The following is a 25,257-nucleotide window of genomic DNA, read 5'->3' as shown; positions in this document are numbered from 1 at the left end:
GGAAAAAATTCACTATCGGTAATCACTATTACTTTAAATATAGGCTTTACAACATAAACCTACACTTACTAATTAGAACAACGAGCCATAGTAACTCAGTTATTCTTTGATTCTTCTAGCTTAAAGACTTAAAGTTGATAAATAAAGAAAAGACGTTAAGCAGTTCAAAAACCACTATGAAAATCCAGCAAGTTGACCCACATAAACCTAAAATAGCCCTATTACTTACAGGTGGTGGCGCTCGCGCTGCTTATCAAGTGGGCGTGCTTAAAGCGCTTGCTCATAGTATGCCTCGCACCGCGCCTTTGCCATTTAGAATTATTAACGGCACTTCTGCAGGCGCGATTAATTCTGCAGCTTTGGCCTGTTATGCCTCGTGTGCGCATTTGGCCGTGCGAAAGCTTGAGTCTGTTTGGAAAAACTTTTCAACATCTATGGTTTACAAAAGCGACTTTTTAAGTGTATTTGGCCATATTGCGCGCAATATTTTAACCAGTTTTCAGTCTGAGCACATAAACCACCCACCCGGCAGCTTGCTGAATAACCGCCCTTTGCGCGGTTTATTAAACGAAATTTTAGACCTGCACCGCATTGAACGTAATTTACATCGCAATTATTTAGAAGCGATTTCTATTACCGCTTCAAGCTATACAACCGGTGACTCTGTTGCGTTTTTTCAGTCAAATACACAAACACCTTGGCAGCGTGCCAAGCGCGAAGGTCGCCCTATGCGCATTAACGTTGAGCATTTAATGGCATCAAGCGCCATTCCTATGGTGTTTCCAAGTGTTAATGTATTTAACCACTATTTTGGCGATGGCTCTATTCACCAGCTTTCACCGCTTAGCCCGTCTATTCATTTAGGGGCCGAAAAAATATTTATTATAGGGGTAGACCAACCAAAAGAGTCGCATCCGGCGGGTTACTCGCCCCACTACCCTGGGCTTTCTGCGGTTGCTGGGCATTTACTCGATAGTGTATTTAGCGACACCATGCAAGCCGACCTTGAGCGCCTTGAGCGTGTAAATCGCACCTTAGGGCTGCTTCCGGCGCGCGACAAACATCAAGAGCTGAAACAAATAGAAACCTGTATTATTAATCCATCAAAAAACTTTAACGATATTGCCGCGCAATACTACAGCGATATGCCGTGGGCAATTAAATTGCTGCTACGCACAATTGGGGTAAAAAAGCACTCGCAATCAAGTTTAACCAGCTATTTGTTGTTTGAAAAACGCTACACTCAGCACCTAATTCAAATTGGCTATGAAGATGGCATGAAAAAACTACCCGAAATACGCCAATTTTTAGAGCTCGACTAGCTAATGTTGGCCTTTGCTAATTAAAACTTGTTCTATGGGCTATTTAATCGCAGAGCAAGCTTAGTGAGCTCGATAACTACCTCTGCGTTATTTTAATAACTTGCATCTATGTCAGTAAAAAAATGCTTTTTATTCAAGCCCATCGAGTAGGTAATGCTCTACTCGCTCTACCCGCCTAGGCTTACCTTGCAATACCAGTACATCGTTTGCGCACAATGTGGTGCTGGTTGATGGGTCGTCTATTTCTTGCCCCTCTCGGCGCAAAGCTTTTACAGTCACGCGGCGTTTAGATAAGTTAAGCTCGTCTATTGTTTTATCCACCGCATAGGCTTGATCTGGCAACGCAACTACGTGCAAATATTCTAAGCGCTCAGAGGAGGTTTCTTCGTTGTCTTTAAAGTAACCGGCGTAAAAACTTTGCATAAGCGGGTAGCGATTACGGCGCTCTTTACTAACACGGCGTACAATGCGTGTCATCGGTACGCCCGACATCGACAACACATGCGAAACCAACATTAAGCTTGCCTCTAACGACTCAGGCACCACCTCAGTAACCCCCAACTCTTTTAAGTTGTTTAATTGGCTGTCGTCGCGGGTTCTTATTAGTATTTTAACGTTGGGTGCAAGTTGCTTTATGGCGTCTATTACCACGTGTGCATGCTCAAGCTCTGTAAAGGTAATAATCACTAGGCGTGCTCGCTCTACCCCTGCGCACTTTAAAATATCTTTTTGTTTTACATAGCCAAATATTACTGGCTCACCTGCGGCTTTGCCCTCTTGTACTAAAATAGGGTTACTTTCTATGGCAACGTAATCTATGGCTTCGGGTTTTAAAAATCGCGCTATAGTTTGTCCTACGCGTGAAAAGCCACAAATAACCACGTGATCGTTATATAAGGTGCTACTTTTAGGCTCGCTCTCCCTCGCCATACTGGGGTGATCTAAAATACCTAATTGCTTTAAAATTAGTGGGGTTTTATCAATTAAAAACGGGGTTAGCGCCATCGAAAGCACCCCCAAGGCAATTAAAAACGACGCTTGCTCTGAATTGAGCAACTCATGCTGACTTGCCAAAGCAATAAGCACAAACCCAAATTCTCCCATTTGCCACAGCATAACGCCGCAGGCTAACGAGTCTTGATTGCGCTCATGCATTAATCTGGCACTTAATGCCAGCACGGTAATTTTTAATATTAACAAGCCAAATAACGCGCCAATAATCACAAATCCATGCGAAAGCACAAATAAAATATCGAGCTGCATCCCCACAGTTACAAAAAACAGCCCCATTAATATATCGCGAAATGGCCTAATATCAGCCTCTAGTTGATGGCGGTAATGGCTCTCTCCTAGCATCATGCCGGCTAAAAATGCCCCAAGCGCCATTGATAAACCAAACATGTAAGTTAAAAAGCCGGCAAATAACGCCACCAAAATTGTGGTAAGCACAAACAGCTCATCGGTTCGTACCTGCGCTATTTCTTTAAATACTTTAGGCAGCACCCATTTACCAATCGCCCACAGTAATAAGCACACAAACGCGCCTTTTGTAAGCGCAAATGCCAGCGCCCAACTAATACTTTGCGAATCGCTTGAGGCAAACAGCGGCAAAATAATAAGTAAGGGCACAACGGCAATATCTTGAAACAGTAATACGCCCACCGCCAGTTGCCCACGGCGCTGGTTTAGTTCGCCAGTTTCTTTTAATAGCTTAACCACCACCGCGGTTGAAGAAAGCGCCATAATTGTGCCAATGGTAAAGCTAGTGAGTAAGCTAAAATTTAAGCAATATAAAATAATAATGAAGAGCAAGCTGGTAACACCAACTTGTAACGAGCCCAGTCCAAACACAATATTGCGCATGGCCATTAGCCGCGATATAGAAAACTCGAGCCCTAAACTAAACAGTAAAAATACGATGCCCAGCTCAGCAATAAACTCTATTTCGTGAGATTGCGCAAGCCAACCAATGCCATGGCTGCCCGCTAAAACGCCTGTTGCTAAATACGCCAAAATAGGCGGCAAGCCAATGCGTTTAAAAAACCATACAAAAAGCACCGCCGCCACTAACAAGCCAAAAATTTGAGCGTTTATACTTTGCAAATTCGGCCTCCAGCGTCAATTAAACTACGGAATGAACTTTAAATATAGCAACCATATGTTTATCAAGCAATTTTAAAATATGGCATAAAAATAGCTTAGTTATTGCAAAGTAACACCCAGGGGGAAGATTTTAATGGAAAATGTCCATATTTTGACACAACGCGTGTCTGGGCGCGGCGATTTTTTGCCGTTTTCGGCAGAGCAAACACACACAAACGAAACAGCGGCAACGCACGATTTAGTTACCGAGCTACAAACAAGCCTAGTAATAGAAGATGTATTGGCTATTTATGCAAAATTTGCCAAACAGCTACTTAACTTTTCAGGGCTGCAGTTTCAATCAACGCTCGGCACTGCACAAACCTCAGATAGCAACACGAACACTAGCCCGTACTCTTACGATTTAGCTATTGGTCGCGAGCACTTAGGACAGCTAATTTACTTTAGCCAATACCCTATTAGTAAAGCGATTGAAAACAAATTACGTGCCCTGCACAGCGCCCTTGTGTACCCACTGCGTAACGCAATGATGTACAGCCGAGTGTTAAAACTTGCCACAAAAGATGCGCTTACCGGGTTAAATAATCGTAGCCAATTTAATGACATGTTATCGCAAAAGCTCGAAAACTGCCGCCGTTACCAGCGTCCTTTTAGTTTAATGCTGCTTGATTTAGATAACTTTAAGCAAGTAAACGACAACTATGGTCATAAAGTAGGTGACGATGTTTTAAAAGAGTTTTCGCAGGTACTTTGTAGCAGTATACGCGGCACCGACTCCGTGTTTAGATTTGGTGGCGATGAGTTTTCGCTGATTATTGAAGACCCCGAGTTTACAACAAACAAAGTGGTTGCTGAGCGCATTATGCACTTAGTCAGAAACTCAAGTTTAATGTCTAAGTACAAAGTAACCACCAGCATTGGCTTTACCCTAGCCAATAGCCAAGATTGCGAAACAGAAATATTTGCTAGAGCCGATAAAGGCTTATATAAGGCTAAAGCCTCTGGGCGCAACTGTGCAAAAGCATATTAGTATTTATATAACTGTATAATTTATAAAAGCTTAGCTTCCCCCGCTGAGCTTTTTTATTACTGTTTAATTATTTATTAGCCAGTAATTTATAAACAAACAAGGCTGCACAAAAGCCAAAAAAGAAGCCGCTCACTAAATTAAGCAATGCTGTTATGCTTGCAAGCGGGGTAAATAACACTAAAACCAATGGTAAACTTACGCCTAAAATAAAAAATAACCCGCCTTTACCTAACCAGTAGGCAAGCAGTAATACCGCCGATATCACCCCGCCCACAACGGCATAACCTAATGTAATAATATTAAGCTCTAGTAATACATTGGCTATAACAGCAACTAACGCTGTTATTAACATACCCATCGGCGCTTTGCTAACTAGCGATAAGCCTACATGTGGCTGATCTTTCATTTATTTACACTCCCAAAAAATGCCGTTTTCGTCTTGGTGTTTTTCACTTACAAAATAACCAACAACTTGCACAAGCTCATCGTTATAAAATATTAAAGGCACGCGCTCCCTTAACCACGGGGCTACTTTTGCATCTTTAAACCAGTGTTTAAGCGTATTGCTGCCTGGCTTTTTTAACGGCTTTATACGCGCACTATTACAATTAAAGCGCACGGTGACTTGCTCGTTTGGTAAAGGGGCACGTAGGCCTTTACCTTGTTGCTTTATTAAAACGCGCCCATCATTAAGCGCAAGCTCATTGCTCGTTAGCGCTTCATCGGCTAATAATATGTGTGGTGTAACAAAATACAAATACCCTTGATGGCGTCGTATTTGCCCCTCGCTTAAATCAACTTGCATTTGCGCATCAGCCTGCGCATTTATGGCTTGGTTAATTATTTGAAAAAGTTGCTTTTGTGAGGGCATTACTTGGGTAAATAAGCTAAGCCATGCACGAACCACATTGGTTATACGCACGTTGCTGTAGGTGGTTAGTTGGCTAACGCTCAGTGCTTGATGGGCAGTTATGCTTTGTTTTAAATCAAGTTCAGTGTACTCATCAAGTAGCGCTTGTTGTTGCTGTAGTAACTCAATGCTGCGCCCAGCACAGTGCTCAAAACCTTTAAAACGCTTTGCAAGTAAAGGCACTACACGCGCACGTAAAAAGTTACGATCAAAACGCTCATCGGTATTTGAGTCATCAGTTATGTGCGTAATATTAAACTCTGTGGCAAAGTGCTCTATATCACTGCGCGTTATGTTTAAAAGCGGTCTGTAGCATATTCGCCCGCTTTGTAGTTCACGCATTTTTTGCATTGCGCCTAACCCTTTTAAGCCAGAGCCGCGCTTTAACCGCAGTAAAAACGTTTCTATTTGATCGTTTAAATGCTGACCCAGCAAAATAACACTGCCCGCGGGGCTTAGTTCATCAAGTGCTTTGTAACGCGCCTCACGTGCCTGCGCTTCAAGGCTTGTTCGTGTTTGCGGGTTTATTGTTACCTGCGCGGCATTAAACGGTACATTTAGCTCAGCGCACAAGTTTTGGCAAAAGCGCTGCCAGTCATTCGCGTATTGGCTTAAACCATGATTAACATAAATCGCGTTTACGTTTAGCTTTGGTTGCGCTTGTTTTAATAAGTGCATTACATGAAGCAATACCACCGAATCCACGCCACCCGAAAGCGCCACCGTAAAGTTATACTGCTGGTGCTTAAAAAAGTGCTCAAGGGCGTGTTTAACGTGCTGATAAATAGGTGATGCTTGCATGGATACGCTATAAATTTAATGTTTGCAGTATTTTAAAACAAAAAAGCCGCATAAGCGGCCTTTTTTAACAATAAATGTGTTGGTTAGCTAATTAGCAGTAACCAAACGACATTAAACGTTTGTAGCGTTGATCTAGCATGTCTTCAAGCGATAGAGCTTGTAAGTCAGCAAGGTCACGTTTTAAACGTGTTTTTAAGTTACGTGCCATTGCATCGTAATTGCGGTGTGCGCCGCCTAAAGGCTCTTCAACTAAGTTATTAATTAAATCGAGCTCTTTAACACGCTCTGCAGTTACACCCATTGCCTCTGCGGCAAGTGGTGCTTTATCGGCGCTTTTCCATAAAATTGAAGCACAGCCTTCTGGCGAAATTACTGAGTACGTGCTGTATTGCAACATGTTAACTCTGTCGCCAACACCAATGGCTAATGCACCACCAGAGCCGCCTTCGCCAATAACCGTACAAATTGTGGGTACTTTAAGTGCCGCCATTACTTTTAGGTTACGTGCAATTGCCTCAGACTGACCGCGCTCTTCAGCGCCCACACCTGGGTATGCCCCTGGCGTGTCGATAAAGGTCATAATTGGCATTTTAAAACGCTCGGCCATTTCCATTAAACGTAGCGCTTTGCGGTAGCCTTCTGGTTTTGGCATACCAAAGTTACGTTTAATTTTTTCAGCTGTATCGCGCCCTTTTTGCTGGCCAATCACCATTACTGGTTCGCCATCTAAACGTGCAACACCGCCTAAAATAGCCGGATCGTTAGCAAAAGTACGATCGCCTGCAAACTCGTCAAATTCCGTGAAAATGCGCTCGATATAATCTCGAGTGTAAGGACGCAACGGATGACGCGCTAACTGCGATACTTGCCAAGCGCCTAAATTTGAGAATATTTCCTCTTTTTGCTTAGCGCTTTTTTCTTTTAATTTGCTGACTTCCTCTTCTAACTCAAGGTCTAATTCGCCAGCGCGGCTTATGCTTTGTAATTCTTCAATTTTTGCTTCTAATTCTGCAATCGGAAGCTCAAAATCAAGATAATTGAGGCTCATGCTCTAAACTACCTAATCAGTTAAATTCTAGTTCTACATCTTGTGCCGCCATGAGTGATAACTTATGAATTAAGTCGTCGCTCGGCGTAACACACCATTCGATCCCTAGGGTTAATTGAGCCAACGCATCGGGGCGCTGGTAATAAACCTTGATCGGACACGTTCCCATTTTATAAGGTTCGAGTACTTTTTGTAATTTATCGAAGAAACCTGCCTCGATTTGCACCATGTTCAGCGTCATTTTAATCGCTTTAATGCGTTTTTCACGCGCTTGAGCAATGGTGTTTATTTCTCTGGCGGTCATTGTAATGCCACCGGAGAAGTTATCAAAGCTGACCTGTCCAGATATTACCAAGATATTGTTTACTTGAAGCATTTCTTGGTACATTTCGAACTGTTCAGGAAACAAGCGTACATCAATACGGGCGCTCTTGTCATCTAAAGTTATTAAGCCCCAACGATTTCCTTTTTTATTAATTAAGGTCCGCGCTGAAATAACTAAACCCGCCGCCGTAGAGAGTACATCACGATTTGTTGGCTGTAAATCCACCAGCTTGCCGCTTGTGTAATGTCTAAGTTCACGGCGATACTGATTTATCGGATGCCCTGTTAAATAAAGGCCTAGCGTGTCTTTTTCGCCATCAAGCCATTGGTTATCGGTAAGCGGCGTGGCTTTAATAAAGGCTTGCTCAACTTCATCAGGCTCGGTGGCCAGTAAGCCAAATAAATCGCTTTGCCCTAGTTGCTCAGCTTTGTTGTGCTGATCGGCAGCGCGCATGGCATCTTTTAAACTTGCCAGTAATGTTGCACGCCCTGCTTGGGTTTTCTCTGGCCCGAGTTGATCAAATGCACCAGCGTAAATTAATTTTTCGGTTACACGTTTATTTAAGCGTTTTAAATCTACACGGGCACAAAAATCAAATAAGTCTTTAAACGGGCCGCCTTTTGCGCGCGCTTCTAAAATGGCCTCTACCGGCGCTTCACCTACGCCTTTAATAGCACCAATACCGTAAACAATTTCACCTTGCAGGTTTACCGTAAATTTAAATTCTCCGGCGTTTACATCAGGCGGTAATAAGGTGAGCTTCATGTTTTCACATTCATCCACCAAGATTACTATTTTGTCGGTGTTATCCATATCGGCCGACATTACCGCAGCCATAAATTCTGCTGGATGGTGCGTTTTCATCCACAGCGTTTGGTACGAAACCAGTGCATACGCTGCCGAGTGAGATTTATTAAAACCATAGCCTGCGAATTTTTCTACCAGGTCGAAAATTTTAATCGCCAGTTCGCCGTCTATACCATTATTGCGTGCGCCTTCTTCAAAGGTTGAACGCTGTTTGGCCATTTCTTCGGGTTTTTTCTTACCCATTGCACGACGTAGCATGTCGGCGCCACCAAGCGTATAGCCTGCTAGTACTTGGGCAATTTGCATTACTTGTTCTTGATACAAAATAATGCCGTAAGTAGGCTCAAGTATGGGCTTTAAGCTTTCGTGTTGGTATTGAGCATCTGGGTATGAAATTTCTTCTCGGCCAAGCTTACGGTCGATGAAGTTATCTACCATGCCTGATTGCAGTGGGCCTGGGCGGAACAAGGCTACCAATGCAATCATATCTTCAAAGCAATCGGGCTTTAATCGGCGTACGAGGTCTTTCATGCCGCGCGATTCTAGCTGGAATACCGCGGTTGTTTCGGCGCGCAGTAATAGCTCTATACTTTTTTTATCATCCAGTGGAATGGTATTTATATCAACGGGCGCTTTGCCTTCGCGCTTCATGCGCTCGTTGGTCATATCCACAGCCCACTGCAAAATGGTCAATGTACGTAAGCCCAAGAAATCGAACTTAACTAGGCCTGCGGTTTCTACGTCGTTTTTATCAAACTGTGTTACCGGAAACTTACCTTCGTCATCGCAATAAAGTGCAGCAAAGTCGGTAATGGTCGTCGGCGATATTACAACACCACCGGCGTGTTTACCGGCATTACGTGTACACCCTTCGAGGATGCGACACATATCGATTAAATCTTTTACCTCTGAGTCGCCATCGTAGGCTTCTTGTAAACGCGGCTCTACCTCAAAGGCTTTGGCAAGCGTCATCCCGGGATCCCCTGGGATCAGCTTAGAAATTCGATCGACAAAACCATAAGGGTGGCCAAGTACACGGCCTACATCGCGTATTACCGCTTTTGCAGCCATGGTACCAAAGGTAATAATTTGTGATACCGCATCACGGCCATACAATGCCGATACATGGTCAATTACCTCATCACGCCTGTCCATACAAAAATCGACATCGAAATCGGGCATTGATACACGTTCAGGGTTTAGAAATCGCTCAAAGAGTAGGTCAAATTCAAGCGGATCAAGATCGGTAATTTTTAGGGCATATGCCACTAATGAACCCGCACCCGAACCACGCCCTGGCCCCACTGGAATATTGTTATCTTTACTCCACTGAATAAACTCCATTACGATTAAGAAGTAGCCTGGGAAACCCATTTGGTTAATTACACCAAGCTCTACTTTTAAGCGCTCGTCGTATTCGCCTCGTTTTTCTTGTCGCTCTTGTTCATCAGGGAATAAAAACTGCAGGCGCTCTTCAAGGCCATCTTCTGAAACCTTAACTAAAAAGTCTTCAATTTTTAACGAGCCGGTTGGGTAATCAGGCAAAAAGTAAGTGCCTAGTTGCACCGTTACGTTACAGCGTTTGGCTATTTCTACCGTATTTTGCAGCGCTTCAGGAATATCGCTAAATAGCTCTGCCATTTGCTCAGGCGTTTTTAGGTATTGCTCTTGTGAGAATCGTTTAGGGCGGCGTTTGTCATCAAGGGTGTAACCGTCAAAAATAGCCACACGAATTTCGTGCGCTTCAAAATTTTCGGGCTTTAAAAAAACCACTTCGTTTGTGGCAACAACGGGCAGCTGCTCTTTTGCTGCAAGCTCTACCGCCATATGCAGGTAGTCTTCTTCAAGCGGACGGTCGGTGCGAATAAGCTCTAAATAGTAATGATCGCTAAAATGCTGCTTATAAAAGCTCACTACAGATTCAATAACGCCTGGGTTATTTTTTAATAAGGCTTTACCTAAGTCACCATCTTTTGCGCCTGAGAGAATAATAAGCCCTTCTTTGTGCTTAACTAGCCATTCTCGGTCAATCACCGGGCGATGAAATATATGCCCGCGTTGGTAAGCTTCGGATATTAATAAGGTAATATTTTTATAACCGTCGTTGTTTTTAGCTAGCAACGTAATACGGCTTGGCTCATCTGGAAACTCTGGGCTGCGCAACCAAAAATCGGCTCCCACTATGGGTTTAATACCGGCACTGTGGGTTGCGCCATAAAAACGCACTAAACCACAAAAGTTCATTTGATCGGTAATTGCCAGCGCTGGCATTTCAAGCTCTTGCGCTTTAGCAACAATAGGCTTGGTTTTAGCTAAGCCATCGACCATCGAAAAGTCTGAGTGAACCCGTAAATGTACAAAATCTGGAGCAGCCATTATTTATGCCTCGCCCTTTGCTTGCATTAGCACACGTTGTACCGGCTTAAAGCTTTTACGGTGCTCTTCAATAGCACCGTACTGCTCAAGCGCTGCAAAATGTGCTTTAGTTGGGTACCCTTTGTGCCCTGCAAACCCGTATTGCGGGTAGCGTGTATCAAGCTCAAGCATTTCATCATCACGCGCTACTTTGGCTAAAATAGAGGCTGCTGAAATTTCAGCCACTAAACTATCGCCTTTAACAACTGCTTGAGCCGGCATAGCTAATTTAGGTAAGCGGTTACCATCTACAAATACAAACTCTGGTTGCGTACTTAACCCCTCAACTGCACGTGTCATTGCAAGCATAGTTGCATGCAAAATGTTTAACTCGTCAATTTCTGATGGGCTACAACGACCAATGGCATAACACAGCGCTTTTTGTTTTATTTCTATAGCCAGTGCTTGGCGCTTTTTATCGGTTAGCTTTTTAGAATCAGCTAAACCTGCAATAGGATTCGCTGGGTCAAGTATTACCGCAGCGGTAACAACATCGCCGACAAGCGGGCCACGCCCTACTTCATCCACACCGGCAATTAAGGTTACGTTGGGTCGTTCAATTTGCATTTATTAACTCCGCCACAGCATTAGCTGCTTGTTTGCTGGCATTTAATCTAATTTTTTCGTGGATGGCTAAAAAACGTGCTTTAAGTTCTTTATTATCGGTATTTAGCATAGGCGTAAGTGCGCCCGTTAAATTAGCCACGTTACATTCACTTTGTAAAAACTCCGGCACTAGCTCTTCATCGGCTAATAAGTTTGGTAGTGAAAAATATTTAATATTAAAGGTAAACAAGGTTTTAAAAATCCAATAGCTCATTGGCTTAATTTTATAACCCACCACCATAGGCTTTTTATACAGCATGCCTTCAAGCGTTGCTGTGCCTGATGCAAGTAAAATGGCATCAGCTGCTTGCATGGCTAGTTTTGACTGACCATCGAGTAGGTTTACATTTAAATTTGGTGCAGTGGCATTTAAAATCTCACTAAATTGCGCTTTGCGTTTTTCGTTAACCATCGGCACCACTATTTTAAGGTCTGGGTTTTGCGCTTGTAACTGCGCAGCTGTATTTATATAGGTTTCGCTGAGTAAGCCTACTTCTGAACCACGGCTACCTGGCAGTAAAGCCAGTACTTTGTCGTCGGTATTTAGGCCAAGTTCTTGGCGGGCTTGGCTATCGTCGTGCTCAAGCGCTATATCGTCAGCTAAGGTGTGTCCTACAAATGTACACGGTACTTGGTGCTTATCGTAAAATTCTTTTTCAAACGGCAGCAGAGCAAGCACTAAATTTGTGGCAGCACTAATGGTATGAATACGTTTTTCGCGCCATGCCCAAACCGACGGGCTTACGTATTGAATGGTTTTAATACCGGCATCTTTTAAAGGCTTTTCTACGCGTAGGTTAAAATCGGGCGCATCAATACCGATAAATACATCGGGTGGGTTATCTTTAAAGTGCTGCACCAGCTGCTTACGTATTTTAAGTAAACGCGGTAAACGCCCTAATACTTCAACCAGCCCCATTACCGAGAGCTCGTCCATATCGTAAAGCGTTTTACAGCCTTGCGCCTGCATTTTTGGCCCTGCAATGCCTTCAAAAATGGCATCTGGAAAGTGCGTTTTAAGTGCTTTAATTAAGCCTTCGCCTAAAATATCGCCCGACAGCTCACCTGCCACAATACCAATACGTAGTTGTTTTTTCTCTTTATTCATTCGACTTTATTTATCAGGCGTTCATAGCGGTTAGTTTACCGTGTTTTAATGTTTGGTTAAACGCTTTAAATTAACGATTATTTGTAACTAATTTAGTACCAAACGATTGTTTGTATTTCATACTGATGTAGCATGGTGAATATATATTAACTTTTTCTAATATGTTTATTGACAAAAATTGTGCAAACGTAAATAATATTCCAAACTTTCAGTAATTACTGAAAGTTTATTAATTTTAACTTTGCCAATTATTAATTGCCTTGTTAACCCGTCACCCTCAAGGAGCCAAAAATGATAGATGAAACCTTTGTGGATCTATCGCGATTGCAGTTTGCTGTTACCGCACTCTTCCATTTCTTATTCGTACCTTTAACCATAGGTATGACCTGGATTTTAGTTATTATGGAATCGGTTTATGTTATGACCGGTCGCGAAATTTATCGTGATATGACTAAATTTTGGGGAAAATTGTTTGGTATTAACTTTGCTATTGGGGTGGCAACGGGCCTGACCATGGAGTTTGAGTTTGGTACTAACTGGTCTTATTACTCGCATTACGTAGGCGATGTATTTGGCGCCCCGCTCGCTATTGAAGGCTTAATGGCATTCTTTTTAGAGTCGACCTTTGTGGGTATGTTCTTTTTAGGCTGGGATAGGTTAACTAAACGCCAACATTTGGGCGCTACATTTTTAATGGCGCTAGGTACTAATATGTCGGCGCTGTGGATATTAATAGCTAACGGGTGGATGCAAAACCCAGTAGGGGCAGAGTTTAACTATCAAACCATGCGCATGGAAATGACCAGCTTTGCAGAGCTTGTATTTAACCCTGTGGCGCAGGTTAAGTTTATTCATACGGTATCGGCAGGTTACGTAGCCGCTTCTATGTTTGTACTGGGCATTAGTAGTTGGTACATATTAAAAGGTCGCGATTTAGCCTTTGCTAAGCGCTCGTTCTCGGTGGCATCGGGCTTTGGTTTAGCATCCATATTGTGTGTCATTTTATTAGGTGACGAATCAGGCTACGAAGTAGGCGAAGTTCAAAAAGTAAAACTTGCCACCATAGAAGCTGAATGGCATACCGAAGAAGCACCCGCTGCGTTTACCGCGCTTGGTTTTCCTGACTCAGATGAGCAGGTAACTCATGCAGCAGTAAAAATACCTTACGCACTGGGTATTATTGCTACCCGCTCTTTAGATGAGCAAGTTATTGGTATTTCTGATTTAGAGAAAAAACACGAGGTGCGCATTCGTAACGGGATGATAGCGTACGAATACCTCCAAAAGCTAAGAAATGGCGATGACAGCGAAGAAAACATAGCTAAATTTGATTCTCTTAAAGCCGATTTAGGTTATGGCTTGCTGCTTAAGCGCTATACCCCCAATGTGGTAGATGCCACAGAAGAGCACATTCAAATGGCAGTTAAAGACTCGTTCCCTAAAGTGGGGCCTATGTTTTGGTCATTTAGGATTATGGTGGCCTGTGGTGTAGCTATGCTGGCCGTGTTTGTATTGGCATTTTATTACAACGCACACCGTATTATTGAGCAAAAACGTTGGCTACTGTGGGCTGCAGTATTAAGTATTCCACTACCATGGATTGCAATAGAATTTGGTTGGATTGTTGCTGAATATGGTCGCCAGCCTTGGGCTATATCAGAAATATTACCGACCTTTTTAGCCACCTCGTCACTGACGGTAAACGATATTTTAATTAGCTTAACTGGGTTTATTATTTTTTACACTGGCCTTGCCATTGTAGAAGGTTGGTTAATGGTGCGCTTTATTAAACAAGGCCCAAGCTCGTTACATACAGGTAAGTATCACTTTGAGTTACCAAACAAAGCAGATAAAGACGCAGGAGAGCAATTATGATTTTTGATTATGAAACATTAAAAATGCTGTGGTGGTTGCTCATTGGCGTACTACTAATAGGCTTTGCAATTACCGATGGCATGGATATGGGCGTAGCGATGCTGCTTCGCCTAGTTGGTAAAACAGACTCAGAGCGCCGCACGGTAATAAACACCATTGGCGCCCACTGGGACGGTAACCAAGTATGGTTTATTACCGCAGGCGGCGCTTTATTTGCAGCGTGGCCTATGGTGTATGCCGCCGCATTTTCGGGCTTCTACTTTGCTATGATGCTGGTCTTGTTTGCGTTATTTTTTAGGCCTTTAGGTTTTGATTACCGCTCAAAAATAGACTCTAAACGCTGGCGTAATAACTGGGATTGGGGTTTGTTTGCAGGCAGCGCCATTCCGGCTTTAGTATTTGGTGTGGCATTTGGTAACTTATTTTTAGGTGTACCGTTTAATATTGATAACTTACTGCGTGTAAGTTACCAAGGCTCGTTTTTTGGCTTACTCAACCCATTTGGCCTACTGGCAGGTTTAATTAGTATCACCATGTTAATTGCCCATGCTGGCATGTGGCTACAACTGCGCACAGCAGATGCCGTTGCAGAGCGCTCAGCGCAATATGGCCGCTACGCATTAGTGGTATTTATTGTACTGTTTGCGGCTGCGGGTTTTTGGGTAGCAAACATAAATGGCTACCAAATTGTTTCTATGCCTGATACGCAAAGCCATGCAGATCCGTTGGCAAAAGTTGTAAGCACAGCGCAAGGTGCGTGGCTTAATAATTACAGCGAGCGCCCATGGACAATGACCTTCCCTATTTTAGGCTTTGTTATGGCACTCAGTGCTTTACTGTTCTCTAAACTAAACAAGCCAGCGCTAGGGCTTATTTCAACCAGCATTATGTTAATTGGCGTTATTATGACGGCGGGTGTGTCGCTGTTCCCATTTATTATGCCATCTGTTAATAACCCAGATATTAGCTTAACTATTTGGGATGCGGTGTCGAGCCACAGAACGCTTAATATTATGTTTGTTGCTGTTGTTATATTTATTCCGTTAATTTTGGCCTACACCACCTGGTGTTACGTAAAAATGTGGCGCAGAGTAACGGTAGACGAAATTGAAAACAACACGCACGGTAGCTACTAAGGAGACTAAATTATGTGGTATTTCGCTTGGATTTTAGGTGTACTTTTAGCCTGTACCTTAGGTGTTATAAATGTAATGTGGTACGAGTTTCATCAAAATAAAAACAGCATAGCTGATGATGAACAACCGATGCACGATTTACTAAACGAAGCTAACAACACAAAAGATGACGACTAATCCCCGACCAAATCGCGCGCAGCAGCAATCTCTGCGCGCTTTTTTAAAACGGCAAAGTAAGCCTGCGGGTGCATGGCTAAAGTTAAGTATTGCACTGGGCACATTTAACGCTATTTTAATGATTGCAGGCGCCTATTTACTGGCACAAACTATTCATAACGTTATGTTTAAAGGTGCAAGCCTTAACCAAGTAACCCACTTACTTTGGCCACTTGCGGGTATTATTTTACTCAGAGCCCTATTTTTAGCTATCAGTGAAAGGCTCAGTGCTTATGCGGCACTTAAAATAAAGTCGGCTATGCGCCAAACCTTATTAACCAAATTAACGCAACTTGGCCCAAGTTATATTGAACAACACGGCCAAGGAGCCACGCTCAACACCGTGCACGATGGCGTTGAAGCACTGCACGACTACTACGCTAAATACTTGCCAGGCGTTGCTTATAGCGCGCTTATTCCGCTGGCAATATTGGTGGTTATTTTTCCAACCGACTATAAAGCAGGCTTAATATTTTTATTAACCGCTCCGCTTATTCCGTTTTTTATGATTTTGGTGGGCTCAAAGGCCGAGGCGTTAAATCAAAAAAGATGGCAGCAACTGGCCGTACTAGGTAATTACTTTTTTGACCGCGTACAAGGTTTAACACAACTTAAATTATTTAACGCAACGCAAAAAGAGCTTAAACAAATAGCAAAAATTTCTGATGACTTTAGGCACGCTACACTCGGTGTTTTAAAAATTGCCTTTTTATCATCATTTGCGCTGGAATTTTTAGCCACAATTAGTGTGGCACTGGTAGCGGTAATCATTGGTTTTAGACTGTTTTTTGGCACGCTTGATTTTGCAACCGGCTTTGTTGTTTTACTACTTGCCCCAGAATTTTACTTACCACTGCGCCAATTAGGCAGCCACTACCATGCCCGTTTGCAAGGTATAAGCGCTGCGGCCGATATGGTCACTATTTTAAATGCCCCACTTCCTGAGCAATCACAGCAACATGAAACAAAGTTTGAGGAGCATATAAGCTCAATAAACATAAACAACTTAAACTTTACCTACCCAAACAGTAACGAAGGCATAAAAAATATAAACCTTACGCTACCCGCTAAAGGGCTAGTGGCAGTAGTAGGTGCTAGTGGCTCAGGTAAAAGTACTTTATTTGATTGTTTATTAGGGTTTCATCCGCAGGTGATTGAACAAATAAGCATTAATAATAAATCACTTGATGCTACAAGCATTAGCACATTACAAAACGCAATTGCGTGGATCCCACAAACCCCAACGCTTTTTTATCAAAGCATTAGCGATAACATAAAAATAGCCAAGCCAGCCGCTACGCAACTAGAGCTTGAGCAAGCCGCACACCAAGCGGGCGCCTTAGATTTTATAAACACGTTAGAGAATGGGTTCGACACCCTGATAGGTGAGCAAGGTGAAGGGCTCTCTGGCGGTCAAAAGCAGCGTATAGCCCTTGCACGGGCGTTTTTAAAACAAGCGCCTATTTTAGTGCTTGACGAACCGACAGCCCACCTTGATAGCCAAACCGAGCAGCTTATTCAGCAGGCTATAAATAATTACGCTAAAAACCACTTAGTGTTGGTCATTGCCCACCGGCTAAATACAGTCAAAAACGCAAGCAATATCCTTGTTATGCAAAATGGCGAAATAGCACAGCAAGGTACTTACAGCCAACTTGAGCAACAACAAGGCGCATTTAAATCACTCCTTAATTTACAAGCACAAGGAGCAAACAATGACTAATTTTATTAGGCTATTAAAGCTTTGCCGCCCGCATTATAAAGCCATGCTACTGGGTACTTTTTTAGCAACGCTAACGGTACTTGCAAACGTGGGCTTATTAGCTATATCGGGGTGGTTTTTAGCCTCAATGGCGGCAGCGGGTATCGCAGGCGTACAAATGAATTACTTTACACCTGCAGGAACCATTCGATTTTTAGCGATTGTACGAACTGCATCACGCTATGGTGAGCGCTTAGTAACACATAACGCGACGTTTTTATTACTTAGTGAAATACGCGTTAATATGTTTGCCACGCTAAGTAAGCTAAACAATGTAGATTTAGCAATGAGCCGCAGCGCCGATTTAGTTAACCGCTTACAAAATGATGTGGATGCGCTTGATAAGTTTTACTTAAACATATTACTACCTATGCTGGTAGCGCTGTTGAGTGTGCCCATAATTATGGTGTTTATGGCGGCTTATAACGCCAATGTTGCGCTTATTTGTTTTACTGGCATTTTATTAATTGGTGTTGTTTTACCTGCGCTGTTAAGTGCTAAATTAAATAAAAATAGCCATAAAGAAACACAGCTCAGTGCACAACTTAGAGCAGAACTTTCTGACACCCTAACCGGCCTTAGAGAGCTGAGTATTTATCAGGCACGTGCTGGGCAAATTTCAAAATGTAATGAACTAAACGAGCAATATAACCAACAACTTTATAGTCGCCATAAAGCACTCGCAAATAGCGACGGTTTAAGTTTGCTGGTTGTGCAGCTAGCTATGCTTGGCGCCATAGTTACTATTGTGCCTCTGGTTTACAGCGGCGCAATGGTAAATGTAGAGCTTGCTATGTTAAGCCTATTTGTATTAGCAAGCTTTGAAACTGTATTACTGTTGCCTAATGCATTTATAGAGCTGCCCACTGTACTCAAAGCCGCTGAGCGACTATTTACACTGGAAGATAAAGTCACAGCGCAAGAAGCTAATAGCGCTGAGTTAGTTGAGATGCAGTTTGATAAAAACAATACAACTTTGGCGCTTAATAACATTGGCTATAAATACCAGGAGCACAGTGCTTTAGCTAATATCAGCTTTACCCTTAAAGCACAGCAAAAAGTAGCGATTGTAGGCAGAAGCGGCAGTGGTAAAAGCACCTTGGTTAATTTACTCACCGGGTTATGGCCTGTGCAGCAAGGCAGTATTAGGCTAAGCGATGAAAATAACGCAGAAGAACTCCACGCACTAAGCAGCAACACCCGCGCAAGCATTATTAATATACTCGCGCAGCAGCATCATATTTTTGATGGCACATTAAGTGAAAACTTACGCTATGCAAAGCCAAGCGCCACAAAAGAAGAAATGCTTGAAGCCATTAACCTTGCACAGCTAAAACCTTGGTTTAATGAGCTACAAGATGGTTTAAAAACCCGTTTAGGCACAGGTGGGAGAAGTGTTTCTCAAGGCCAATCAAGGCGCATAGCCATTGCGCAAGCTTTATTACAAAACCCTGCCATTTTAGTCCTTGATGAGCCTACAGAAGGGCTTGATAACCAATCTAAGCAAACGGTAATGAACGCTATTATGCAGGTAATGAGTAACGCAAGCGTACTTACCATTACCCACGACCCAGCTCTTTTAGCGCAAATGGATAATATTATTTGGCTAGAAAATGGCAGCCTTGTAGCGCAAGGCACTCATAAAGAGCTTAGCGAAACATATACCGATTATGTTGCCTTAACTACTCGGTTTTAACTTGAACTCTGGTTAAGAGATTTACTAACCAACCGAATATTAATGAAACTTAATTCTGTTTTTCTCTAGCTAGAAATTTTAAGTGGAAACAAGGCGAATTTACGCGTCAATAGCTAGCCTATTGCAAGAAAATTAAACGCAGTTAGCGCTAAAAATAGCTGCTTGAGATAGATATATTATCCAGAAACCAAGTTAATCATTTAATACGCTGATTGATACATCTATAACGCCGACTTTAGGGTCGGCAATTTTTTTAAACATACCTAACGATAAATCAATAACCCGCCCTTTAACGTACGGGCCTCTATCGTTTATTCTCACGATCACCGATTTGTTATTTGCCAAGTTTGTAACCTTCACTTTTGTACCAAAGGGTAATTCTAAATGCGCAGCAGTGGATGCATTTTGGCTAAATGTTTCGCCGTTTGCTGTTGTGCGACCATGGTATTTATTAGCGTAATAAGAGGCTTTACCTAACTGAGCACGCTCGCCATTAGCAGAGGTAACTAGAGGTTGGCTGCTACACGCAGCTAAAATTGATAAAAAACTGAGGGTAAAAATTAACTTAGTAAAAGACATAGATGCGCTTTAATTATAAAAATTCGCGCAAAGGTTAACCTTACGTGGCTGAGTGTGTACTGAATTAAAATATTTTATAGGCAATAAAAAACCACCGGCGATTACTCTTAGGTGGTTTTTTTAAAAGCATAAAGCGCTTATCTTACGATACCGCGCTCAGAGCTTTTCACAAAATCAATCATGGTTTGTACTGCAGGATACTTAGCGGCATCTTCACTTAGTGAGGCAATTGCTTCGTCCACACTTAAGCTCTTACGATAAAACGCTTTATAAGCACGGCGTACGGCCATAATTTCGTCGCTTTCAAAGCCACGACGCTTCATACCTTCTTTATTGGTCGCAGCAGGGCCTGCTGGCATACCAATGGTGGTTACAAATGGCGGTACGTCTTTATTAACACCTGAGTACATGCCAATAAATGCGTGATCACCAATTTTACAAAATTGATGCACACCTGAGTTACCACCTAAAATAACCCAATCGCCTACATGCACGTGGCCTGCAACGCTTGCGTTATTAGCAAATATAACGTTATTACCAATTACGGCATCGTGAGCAACGTGGGTATACGCCATAAATAAGTTATTGCTACCAATTTTAGTAACACCTTGGTCTTGAATAGTACCACGGTGAATGGTTGCACACTCACGTATAACGTTGTTATCGCCCATAATAAGAGTGGTTGGTTCGTTGTTGTATTTTTTGTCTTGGCAGGCTTCGCCTACTGACGCAAATTGAAAAATATGATTGCCAGAGCCAATAGTAGATGGCCCTTTAATAACAACGTGAGACTCAATAATACAGTCATCACCGATCACAACATCATTGCCAATATAGCTATATGGACCAACTGAGACATTGTTGCCTAGTTTAGCGCCAGGTTCGATTATTGCTGTAGAATGGATCACTATTAAAACTCTCTTCTCGCACACATAATTTCGGCACTACATACAACCTTGCCGTCGACTCTTGCTTCAGCGGCAAATTTCCATATATTGCGACGCTCTTTTAAAAACTCTACATGCAAATGCAGTGTATCGCCCGGTATAACTGGCTGTTTAAAACGTGCGTTATCGACTGCAGCAAACAAGTAAAGCTCGTTATCGCTACGGTTTTCTACTGTTTTAAATCCTAATAAACCGGTGGCTTGCGCCATGGCTTCTAATATTAGCACACCAGGGAAAATTGGCTGATTTGGAAAGTGGCCAGTAAAAATAGGCTCGTTAACCGATACATTTTTAATCGCATGCAGTGACTCGCCAGGCGTAAAGTCAATTACACGATCAATTAAAAGCATCGGGTAGCGGTGTGGTAATAAACTTAAAATTTCTTGAATATCAAGGCTATTTAATTCGTTTGCCAAAATAGCATCCTTATTAGTGTTCAACGTTATGACTTAGCCAATGCTTCAAGCGCTTTGAGACGTGATTTCATGTCTGAAAGATTACGCAAGTGGGCAATTGATTTACGCCATTCTTTATTAGTTGTATGGGGCATACCAGATGAGTAAATACCCGGCTCGGTGATCGATTTAGTCACCATACTCATGCCGGTAATTATAACACCATCACATACTGACATGTGACCATTAATTGCGGTCATGCCACCTATTTGGCAGTTTTTACCAATGGTTACACTACCTGCTAGTACAGTACAGCCTGCAATTGCAGTACCCGAGTTAACTTCAACGTTGTGTGCTATTTGACATTGGTTATCGATGATCACATTACTATGAATAATCGTGTTATCGAGTGCGCCACGGTCAATTGTTGTGCTTGCGCCCACTTCAACCTTGTCGCCGATAATCACAGAGCCTAGCTGAGGAATTTTAACCCACTGCCCGCGCTCGTTTGCATAGCCAAATCCGTCACTGCCAACCACACTGTTTGCTTGAAATAAACAATCAGCGCCAATTTCAACATCGTGATAAATAGTCACACTCGGCCAAAGCTTTGTGCCAGAACCTATTTTAACACGTTCACCGATGAAACTGTTCGGACCAATTTGTGCGTTATCACCAATCACTGCACCGGCTTCTATAACTACATTTGCGCCAATGGCAGCACTTGCACTTACCGTTGCACTTGGGTGAATAGTCGCACTAGCGTGAATACCTTGCTGCGCCGCTTGCGGGGTTGTATCCATAAATTGTGCAAGCTTTGCGTAGCTCACATACGGATTTCCAACAATGATTTTTGCGCCACTAAAATACGGTGCATCGGCTTCGCTAAGAATAACAGCACTGGCTTGTGTGGTTTCAAGCTGCGTACGATATTTTGAGTTCGCTAAAAATGCAATATGCCCAGAACGGGCATTTGCAAGTGTAGCTATTTTTGTAATTTCTAAAGCGCCATCACCTTGAAGTTCGGCGCCTAGAAGTTCCGCAATGTGCGAAAGCGTATAATTTTGCATAGAGTGATTATTTCTTACTAACTGCTGATACAACTTTGCTTGAAAGATCAGTTACTTCTTTAGGGTTAAAGTAAATAGTAGTGTCTTTAACTTTAACTTCATCGAAGTCGCCATCTTTAGCAATTTCTTCAATTGTTTTAATAATTAAACCCTGAACTTTAGCAAGCTCTTGGTTTTGACGTGCTTTGATTTCTTGCTCTAAAGGACGACCTTTTTCAGCAAGGTTTTGTTGCATGCCTTGAATTTTATCACGTAGTGCATCTTTTTGAGCTTGGCTCATTGTAGTGCTTTCACGCTTAAATTTTTCTGCTTCAAAGCGAATGTCGCCTTGTAGTTTTTCAAGCTCTTGACGACGCTCAGCAAACTCAGTTTGTAAAGACTGCTCAATTTTAGCCATTTGAGGAATTTGCTTGTAGATCTCTTGCATATCAACAATGCCTACTTTGTGGGCAAATGCACTTGCAGAGGTGCCCATCATCAATGTTGCTAACACGGCTACTGCTGTTGATTTAAATAATTTTTTCACAAAAAACTCCTTTAGAAAGTGTTACTAATATTAAAGCTGATGGTCTTTGTATCGTCATCTTCTTCTTTTTGCAATGGATACGCAAAACTAATCAGCATTGGACCCATTGGAGAGATCCATTGTAAAGATAAACCGGTTGATACCCTAAAGCGCATTGGATCAGAGTAATCATCTAACTTAGCACGCTCATCTGGCGCTAAGTTTTGGAAACGGTCAACGTTAAATTCAGTATCCCATACGTTGGCAGCATCTACAAAGAAACTGGTACGTACAGAGCTGGTGTTTTCTTCATCTAAGAACGGCGTAGGTACAATTAGCTCCATACCTGCAACCGCTTTTGCATTACCACCAATACGCCCTTGTGGTACTAAGATATCAAACTCATCAGAGCCACCAATGCTACCTGTTGTAGTACCATCAGCACCTGGCGTACCAGGGATTGATAAAGGAACACGTGATACCGCACGCGGTAATATTGTATTACGGTCAAAGCCACGTAGTTCCATTTCTGTTATACGGAAGTACTCTTGGAATGGCAGTGTTTGCTCATAACCGTTTGTTGAGCCATAACCATTACCGTAACCTAGCGCTGCACGTGTTGAGAACACCCAACGGTGGTCATTCGATATTGGCCAGTAAAAACGCGAATCGTAGTTCAGTTTAAAATACTGAAGATCAGAGTTAGGCGTTGTGGCTGTTAAATTTAATGTTTGGCGCGAACCCGCTGTTGGGAATAAACCACGGTTAACTGTGATACGCGACCAACCAACACTTAGCTCATATTTAGTAAAGTCAAAGCCAGCATCTGGGTTTTCTTCATCTAAGAAGGTTTCGCGTAGTACGCGAGTTTGTTCGTACTCGGCAATTTCTGAAAGTTCTTCTTGAATCCAACGTACGCCAAAGTTAACACGGTTAACCGCATCAATTGGGAAACCAATATTAGTACCAATACCGTAACTTGTTGATTTATAATCTACCAAGCTAAACTTACTGGCATCGTAGTTGTTGTAAAAAATACTGCTGCCTTGCGATACACCATCTGGCGTAAAGTAAGGGTCGGTGTACGACAAGCTAATGCTTTCAGAACCAGTAGAGGTATTTAAGTTTAAGCCTATTTGATTGCCCGTACCTAAAAAGTTAGATTCGGTCACACCAATATTAAACTGAAGCCCTGCGTATGAGCCATACGCTAAGCCCGCGTTAAAGCTACCTGCCGATTGCTCTTTTACTGTAAAATCTACGTCTACTTGGTCATCTACACCCGGTACTGGTACTACATTAAAGTCAACAGTTTCCATGTACGGTAAACGTTGAATTTGCAGCTTTGAGCGCTCAAGGTTTTGATTAGATAACCAGGCACCTTCAAGTTGTGTCATTTCGCGACGAAGTACTTCATCAGCGGTATTTTGGTTACCACCTACAATAATACGACGTACGTACACACGCTTGCCCGGATTTACCGACAGCGTAAGTTGCACTTCTTGTTTTTCATCATCAATTTCTGGAATTGTGCGTACTTCGGCATTGGCATAACCAAAGCGCGCTAAGTAACTTTTGATAAATTCTTCAGATGAGGTCACCACTGAGCCATTGTAAAGCTCGCCGGCGCGAAGCGGGATAACGCTTTTGATTAGCTCTTCTCGGCCAAGTAAATCACCGATAAAGTCAAAACCTTTAACTGTGTACTTAACACCTTCTGTTAAGTTAGCAGTTACATACACAGATTCGCGCTCAGGACTTACTGATACTTGCGTAGAATCTATATTAAAACGTAAGTAACCGCGGTCTAAGTAAAAGCTGCGAATTTTTTCTAAATCGCCTTCAATGGTTTGTTTTTGGTAACGGTCGCTACCCATAAACTGCCACCACGGTAAATCTTGTTGAGATTCAGCAAGCTTTAAAAGCTCTTCGTTAGAGAATAATTCGTTACCCACTAAGTTGATTTGACGAATAGAGGCGGCTTCGCCTTCGTCAAATTCTAGCTTAAGCTTTACACGGTTACGTGGCAGCTTAGTTACGCTAATATCAACGGTGGCATTGTATTTACCAATACTGTGGAAAAACTCAACCAACCCTTTTTCGATATTATCGATAACGGTTTTATCAAGCGGTTCACCTTGGCGAATATCTTGCTGATCGAGTGATTCGTTAAGCTGCTCGTCTTTTATATCTTTATTGCCTTCAAACTCAATAAAGCTAATAGTAGGACGCTCAGTCACTTTAAAAATAACGTTATTACCATCGCGTAACGCTTTGATGTTGTCAAAGTGACCTGAGCGATAAAGTGACTTTATTGTTTTTGAAATCGTATAGTCATCAACGTTATCGCCCACATTGATAGGAACATGCGTTAGTGCTGCACCAAGTGCTACACGTTGCAAACCTTCAATTTTTAAATCTTCAACAATAAAGGAGTTTTGGCCCAGGGCTGCAAAACTTGCACCCAATAAACTTGAAACTGCCAAATGTTTTTTTATAGCCATTTTATTATCTTTATCCTTTACAACAGTATTACCGCTTAACATCAAAACTAATAATTAGTGATGCTTACAATCGTGTTCTAATTAGTAATTGTCACGC

20 protein-coding genes are annotated in these 25,257 nt (G+C 42.4%); 7 read left to right on the top strand and 13 right to left on the bottom strand.

The window, feature by feature from the left end:
• Positions 1–176: 176 nt before the first annotated feature.
• Positions 177–1,322 carry a patatin-like phospholipase family protein gene (locus MSC25_RS06435; RefSeq protein ID WP_004586945.1) on the top strand — a complete coding sequence of 382 codons (1,146 nt, stop codon included), beginning with the start codon at positions 177–179 and terminating at the stop codon, positions 1,320–1,322.
• Between the two features lie 129 nt (positions 1,323–1,451).
• On the opposite strand, the gene MSC25_RS06430 is transcribed toward MSC25_RS06435, so the two are convergent.
• Positions 1,452–3,425, bottom strand: coding sequence for a monovalent cation:proton antiporter-2 (CPA2) family protein (locus MSC25_RS06430; protein WP_024033827.1), 1,974 nt, complete (start codon positions 3,423–3,425; stop codon positions 1,452–1,454).
• A 133-nt stretch (positions 3,426–3,558) separates the two neighbouring features.
• Between MSC25_RS06430 and MSC25_RS06425 the strand changes: the two genes are divergently transcribed.
• On the top strand, positions 3,559–4,455 hold the full coding sequence (locus MSC25_RS06425; RefSeq protein ID WP_024033826.1) for a GGDEF domain-containing protein: 897 nt from the start codon (positions 3,559–3,561) through the stop codon (positions 4,453–4,455).
• A 67-nt stretch (positions 4,456–4,522) separates the two neighbouring features.
• On the opposite strand, the gene MSC25_RS06420 is transcribed toward MSC25_RS06425, so the two are convergent.
• The 6 genes from MSC25_RS06420 to lpxB all read right to left on the bottom strand — a co-directional run bounded on the left by MSC25_RS06420 (position 4,523) and on the right by lpxB (position 12,475).
• Positions 4,523–4,861, bottom strand: coding sequence for a hypothetical protein (locus MSC25_RS06420; RefSeq protein ID WP_055253102.1), 339 nt, complete (start codon positions 4,859–4,861; stop codon positions 4,523–4,525).
• Positions 4,862–6,166 (bottom strand): tRNA lysidine(34) synthetase TilS, encoded by a 1,305-nt coding sequence (gene tilS, locus MSC25_RS06415; protein WP_248442905.1) that lies wholly within the window; start codon positions 6,164–6,166, stop codon positions 4,862–4,864.
• Between the two features lie 91 nt (positions 6,167–6,257).
• Positions 6,258–7,214 carry an acetyl-CoA carboxylase carboxyl transferase subunit alpha gene (accA, locus tag MSC25_RS06410; protein WP_004586940.1) on the bottom strand — a complete coding sequence of 319 codons (957 nt, stop codon included), beginning with the start codon at positions 7,212–7,214 and terminating at the stop codon, positions 6,258–6,260.
• A gap of 16 nt (positions 7,215–7,230) precedes the next feature.
• Positions 7,231–10,722: a DNA polymerase III subunit alpha gene (gene dnaE, locus MSC25_RS06405; protein ID WP_248442904.1), complete on the bottom strand. Its 3,492-nt coding sequence runs from the start codon at positions 10,720–10,722 to the stop codon at positions 7,231–7,233.
• A 3-nt stretch (positions 10,723–10,725) separates the two neighbouring features.
• Positions 10,726–11,328 (bottom strand): ribonuclease HII, encoded by a 603-nt coding sequence (rnhB, locus tag MSC25_RS06400; RefSeq protein WP_054983467.1) that lies wholly within the window; start codon positions 11,326–11,328, stop codon positions 10,726–10,728.
• Positions 11,318–12,475, bottom strand: coding sequence for a lipid-A-disaccharide synthase (gene lpxB / locus MSC25_RS06395; RefSeq protein WP_248442903.1), 1,158 nt, complete (start codon positions 12,473–12,475; stop codon positions 11,318–11,320). Before lpxB ends, rnhB begins: the two co-directional genes overlap by 11 nt.
• Before the next feature lie 291 nt (positions 12,476–12,766).
• On the opposite strand from lpxB, the gene MSC25_RS06390 reads away from it, so the two are divergent.
• The 5 genes from MSC25_RS06390 to cydC are packed head-to-tail and all read left to right on the top strand — an operon-like array spanning position 12,767 to position 19,160.
• Entirely contained in the window at positions 12,767–14,350 is a 1,584-nt protein-coding gene (locus MSC25_RS06390; protein WP_004586936.1) for a cytochrome ubiquinol oxidase subunit I, read from the top strand.
• Entirely contained in the window at positions 14,347–15,486 is a 1,140-nt protein-coding gene (gene cydB, locus MSC25_RS06385; RefSeq protein ID WP_024033821.1) for a cytochrome d ubiquinol oxidase subunit II, read from the top strand. The genes MSC25_RS06390 and cydB overlap by 4 nt, the downstream gene beginning before the upstream one ends.
• A gap of 12 nt (positions 15,487–15,498) precedes the next feature.
• Complete coding sequence (gene cydX / locus MSC25_RS06380; protein WP_004586934.1) at positions 15,499–15,663, top strand: cytochrome bd-I oxidase subunit CydX; 165 nt, start codon at positions 15,499–15,501, stop codon at positions 15,661–15,663.
• Positions 15,653–17,425, top strand: a complete 1,773-nt coding sequence (gene cydD / locus MSC25_RS06375) for a thiol reductant ABC exporter subunit CydD (RefSeq protein ID WP_248442902.1) — start codon at positions 15,653–15,655, stop codon at positions 17,423–17,425. Before cydX ends, cydD begins: the two co-directional genes overlap by 11 nt.
• Positions 17,418–19,160, top strand: a complete 1,743-nt coding sequence (gene cydC / locus MSC25_RS06370) for a thiol reductant ABC exporter subunit CydC (protein WP_096041413.1) — start codon at positions 17,418–17,420, stop codon at positions 19,158–19,160. The genes cydD and cydC overlap by 8 nt, the downstream gene beginning before the upstream one ends.
• Positions 19,161–19,352: 192 nt before the next feature.
• Here cydC and MSC25_RS06365 read toward each other — a convergent pair whose 3' ends face one another.
• From MSC25_RS06365 to bamA, 6 genes are all read right to left on the bottom strand, one after another.
• Entirely contained in the window at positions 19,353–19,739 is a 387-nt protein-coding gene (locus tag MSC25_RS06365; protein WP_096041412.1) for a septal ring lytic transglycosylase RlpA family protein, read from the bottom strand.
• Positions 19,740–19,876: 137 nt separating this feature from the next.
• Positions 19,877–20,647 carry an acyl-ACP--UDP-N-acetylglucosamine O-acyltransferase gene (gene lpxA / locus MSC25_RS06360; protein ID WP_029773689.1) on the bottom strand — a complete coding sequence of 257 codons (771 nt, stop codon included), beginning with the start codon at positions 20,645–20,647 and terminating at the stop codon, positions 19,877–19,879.
• 2 nt (positions 20,648–20,649) lie between these two features.
• A complete protein-coding gene (gene fabZ, locus MSC25_RS06355) occupies positions 20,650–21,102 on the bottom strand; it encodes a 3-hydroxyacyl-ACP dehydratase FabZ (protein WP_055253107.1) in 453 nt (150 codons plus the stop codon).
• Between the two features lie 26 nt (positions 21,103–21,128).
• A complete protein-coding gene (lpxD, locus tag MSC25_RS06350; RefSeq protein WP_064386080.1) occupies positions 21,129–22,151 on the bottom strand; it encodes a UDP-3-O-(3-hydroxymyristoyl)glucosamine N-acyltransferase in 1,023 nt (340 codons plus the stop codon).
• Between the two features lie 7 nt (positions 22,152–22,158).
• Complete coding sequence (locus MSC25_RS06345; RefSeq protein ID WP_004586927.1) at positions 22,159–22,677, bottom strand: OmpH family outer membrane protein; 519 nt, start codon at positions 22,675–22,677, stop codon at positions 22,159–22,161.
• Between the two features lie 11 nt (positions 22,678–22,688).
• Positions 22,689–25,160, bottom strand: a complete 2,472-nt coding sequence (gene bamA, locus MSC25_RS06340; RefSeq protein WP_054983479.1) for an outer membrane protein assembly factor BamA — start codon at positions 25,158–25,160, stop codon at positions 22,689–22,691.
• Between the last annotated feature and the right edge of the window lie 97 nt (positions 25,161–25,257).

Source organism: Pseudoalteromonas sp. 1CM17D (assembly GCF_023161805.1).
Taxonomy (GTDB): domain Bacteria; phylum Pseudomonadota; class Gammaproteobacteria; order Enterobacterales; family Alteromonadaceae; genus Pseudoalteromonas; species Pseudoalteromonas atlantica.
The sequence above is the reverse complement of the archived record's forward strand: the minus strand, read 5'-3'. Positions and strand labels throughout refer to the sequence as shown.

Coding starts and splice junctions, on each gene's coding strand:
- MSC25_RS06435 (WP_004586945.1), top strand. CDS start 177: ATGAAAATCCAGCAAGTTGACCCACATAAACCTAAAATAGCCCTATTA.
- MSC25_RS06425 (WP_024033826.1), top strand. CDS start 3,559: ATGGAAAATGTCCATATTTTGACACAACGCGTGTCTGGGCGCGGCGAT.
- MSC25_RS06420 (WP_055253102.1), bottom strand. CDS start 4,861: ATGAAAGATCAGCCACATGTAGGCTTATCGCTAGTTAGCAAAGCGCCG.
- tilS (WP_248442905.1), bottom strand. CDS start 6,166: ATGCAAGCATCACCTATTTATCAGCACGTTAAACACGCCCTTGAGCAC.
- accA (WP_004586940.1), bottom strand. CDS start 7,214: ATGAGCCTCAATTATCTTGATTTTGAGCTTCCGATTGCAGAATTAGAA.
- dnaE (WP_248442904.1), bottom strand. CDS start 10,722: ATGGCTGCTCCAGATTTTGTACATTTACGGGTTCACTCAGACTTTTCG.
- rnhB (WP_054983467.1), bottom strand. CDS start 11,328: ATGCAAATTGAACGACCCAACGTAACCTTAATTGCCGGTGTGGATGAA.
- lpxB (WP_248442903.1), bottom strand. CDS start 12,475: ATGAATAAAGAGAAAAAACAACTACGTATTGGTATTGTGGCAGGTGAG.
- MSC25_RS06390 (WP_004586936.1), top strand. CDS start 12,767: ATGATAGATGAAACCTTTGTGGATCTATCGCGATTGCAGTTTGCTGTT.
- cydB (WP_024033821.1), top strand. CDS start 14,347: ATGATTTTTGATTATGAAACATTAAAAATGCTGTGGTGGTTGCTCATT.
- cydX (WP_004586934.1), top strand. CDS start 15,499: ATGTGGTATTTCGCTTGGATTTTAGGTGTACTTTTAGCCTGTACCTTA.
- cydD (WP_248442902.1), top strand. CDS start 15,653: ATGACGACTAATCCCCGACCAAATCGCGCGCAGCAGCAATCTCTGCGC.
- cydC (WP_096041413.1), top strand. CDS start 17,418: ATGACTAATTTTATTAGGCTATTAAAGCTTTGCCGCCCGCATTATAAA.
- MSC25_RS06365 (WP_096041412.1), bottom strand. CDS start 19,739: ATGTCTTTTACTAAGTTAATTTTTACCCTCAGTTTTTTATCAATTTTA.
- lpxD (WP_064386080.1), bottom strand. CDS start 22,151: ATGCAAAATTATACGCTTTCGCACATTGCGGAACTTCTAGGCGCCGAA.
- bamA (WP_054983479.1), bottom strand. CDS start 25,160: ATGGCTATAAAAAAACATTTGGCAGTTTCAAGTTTATTGGGTGCAAGT.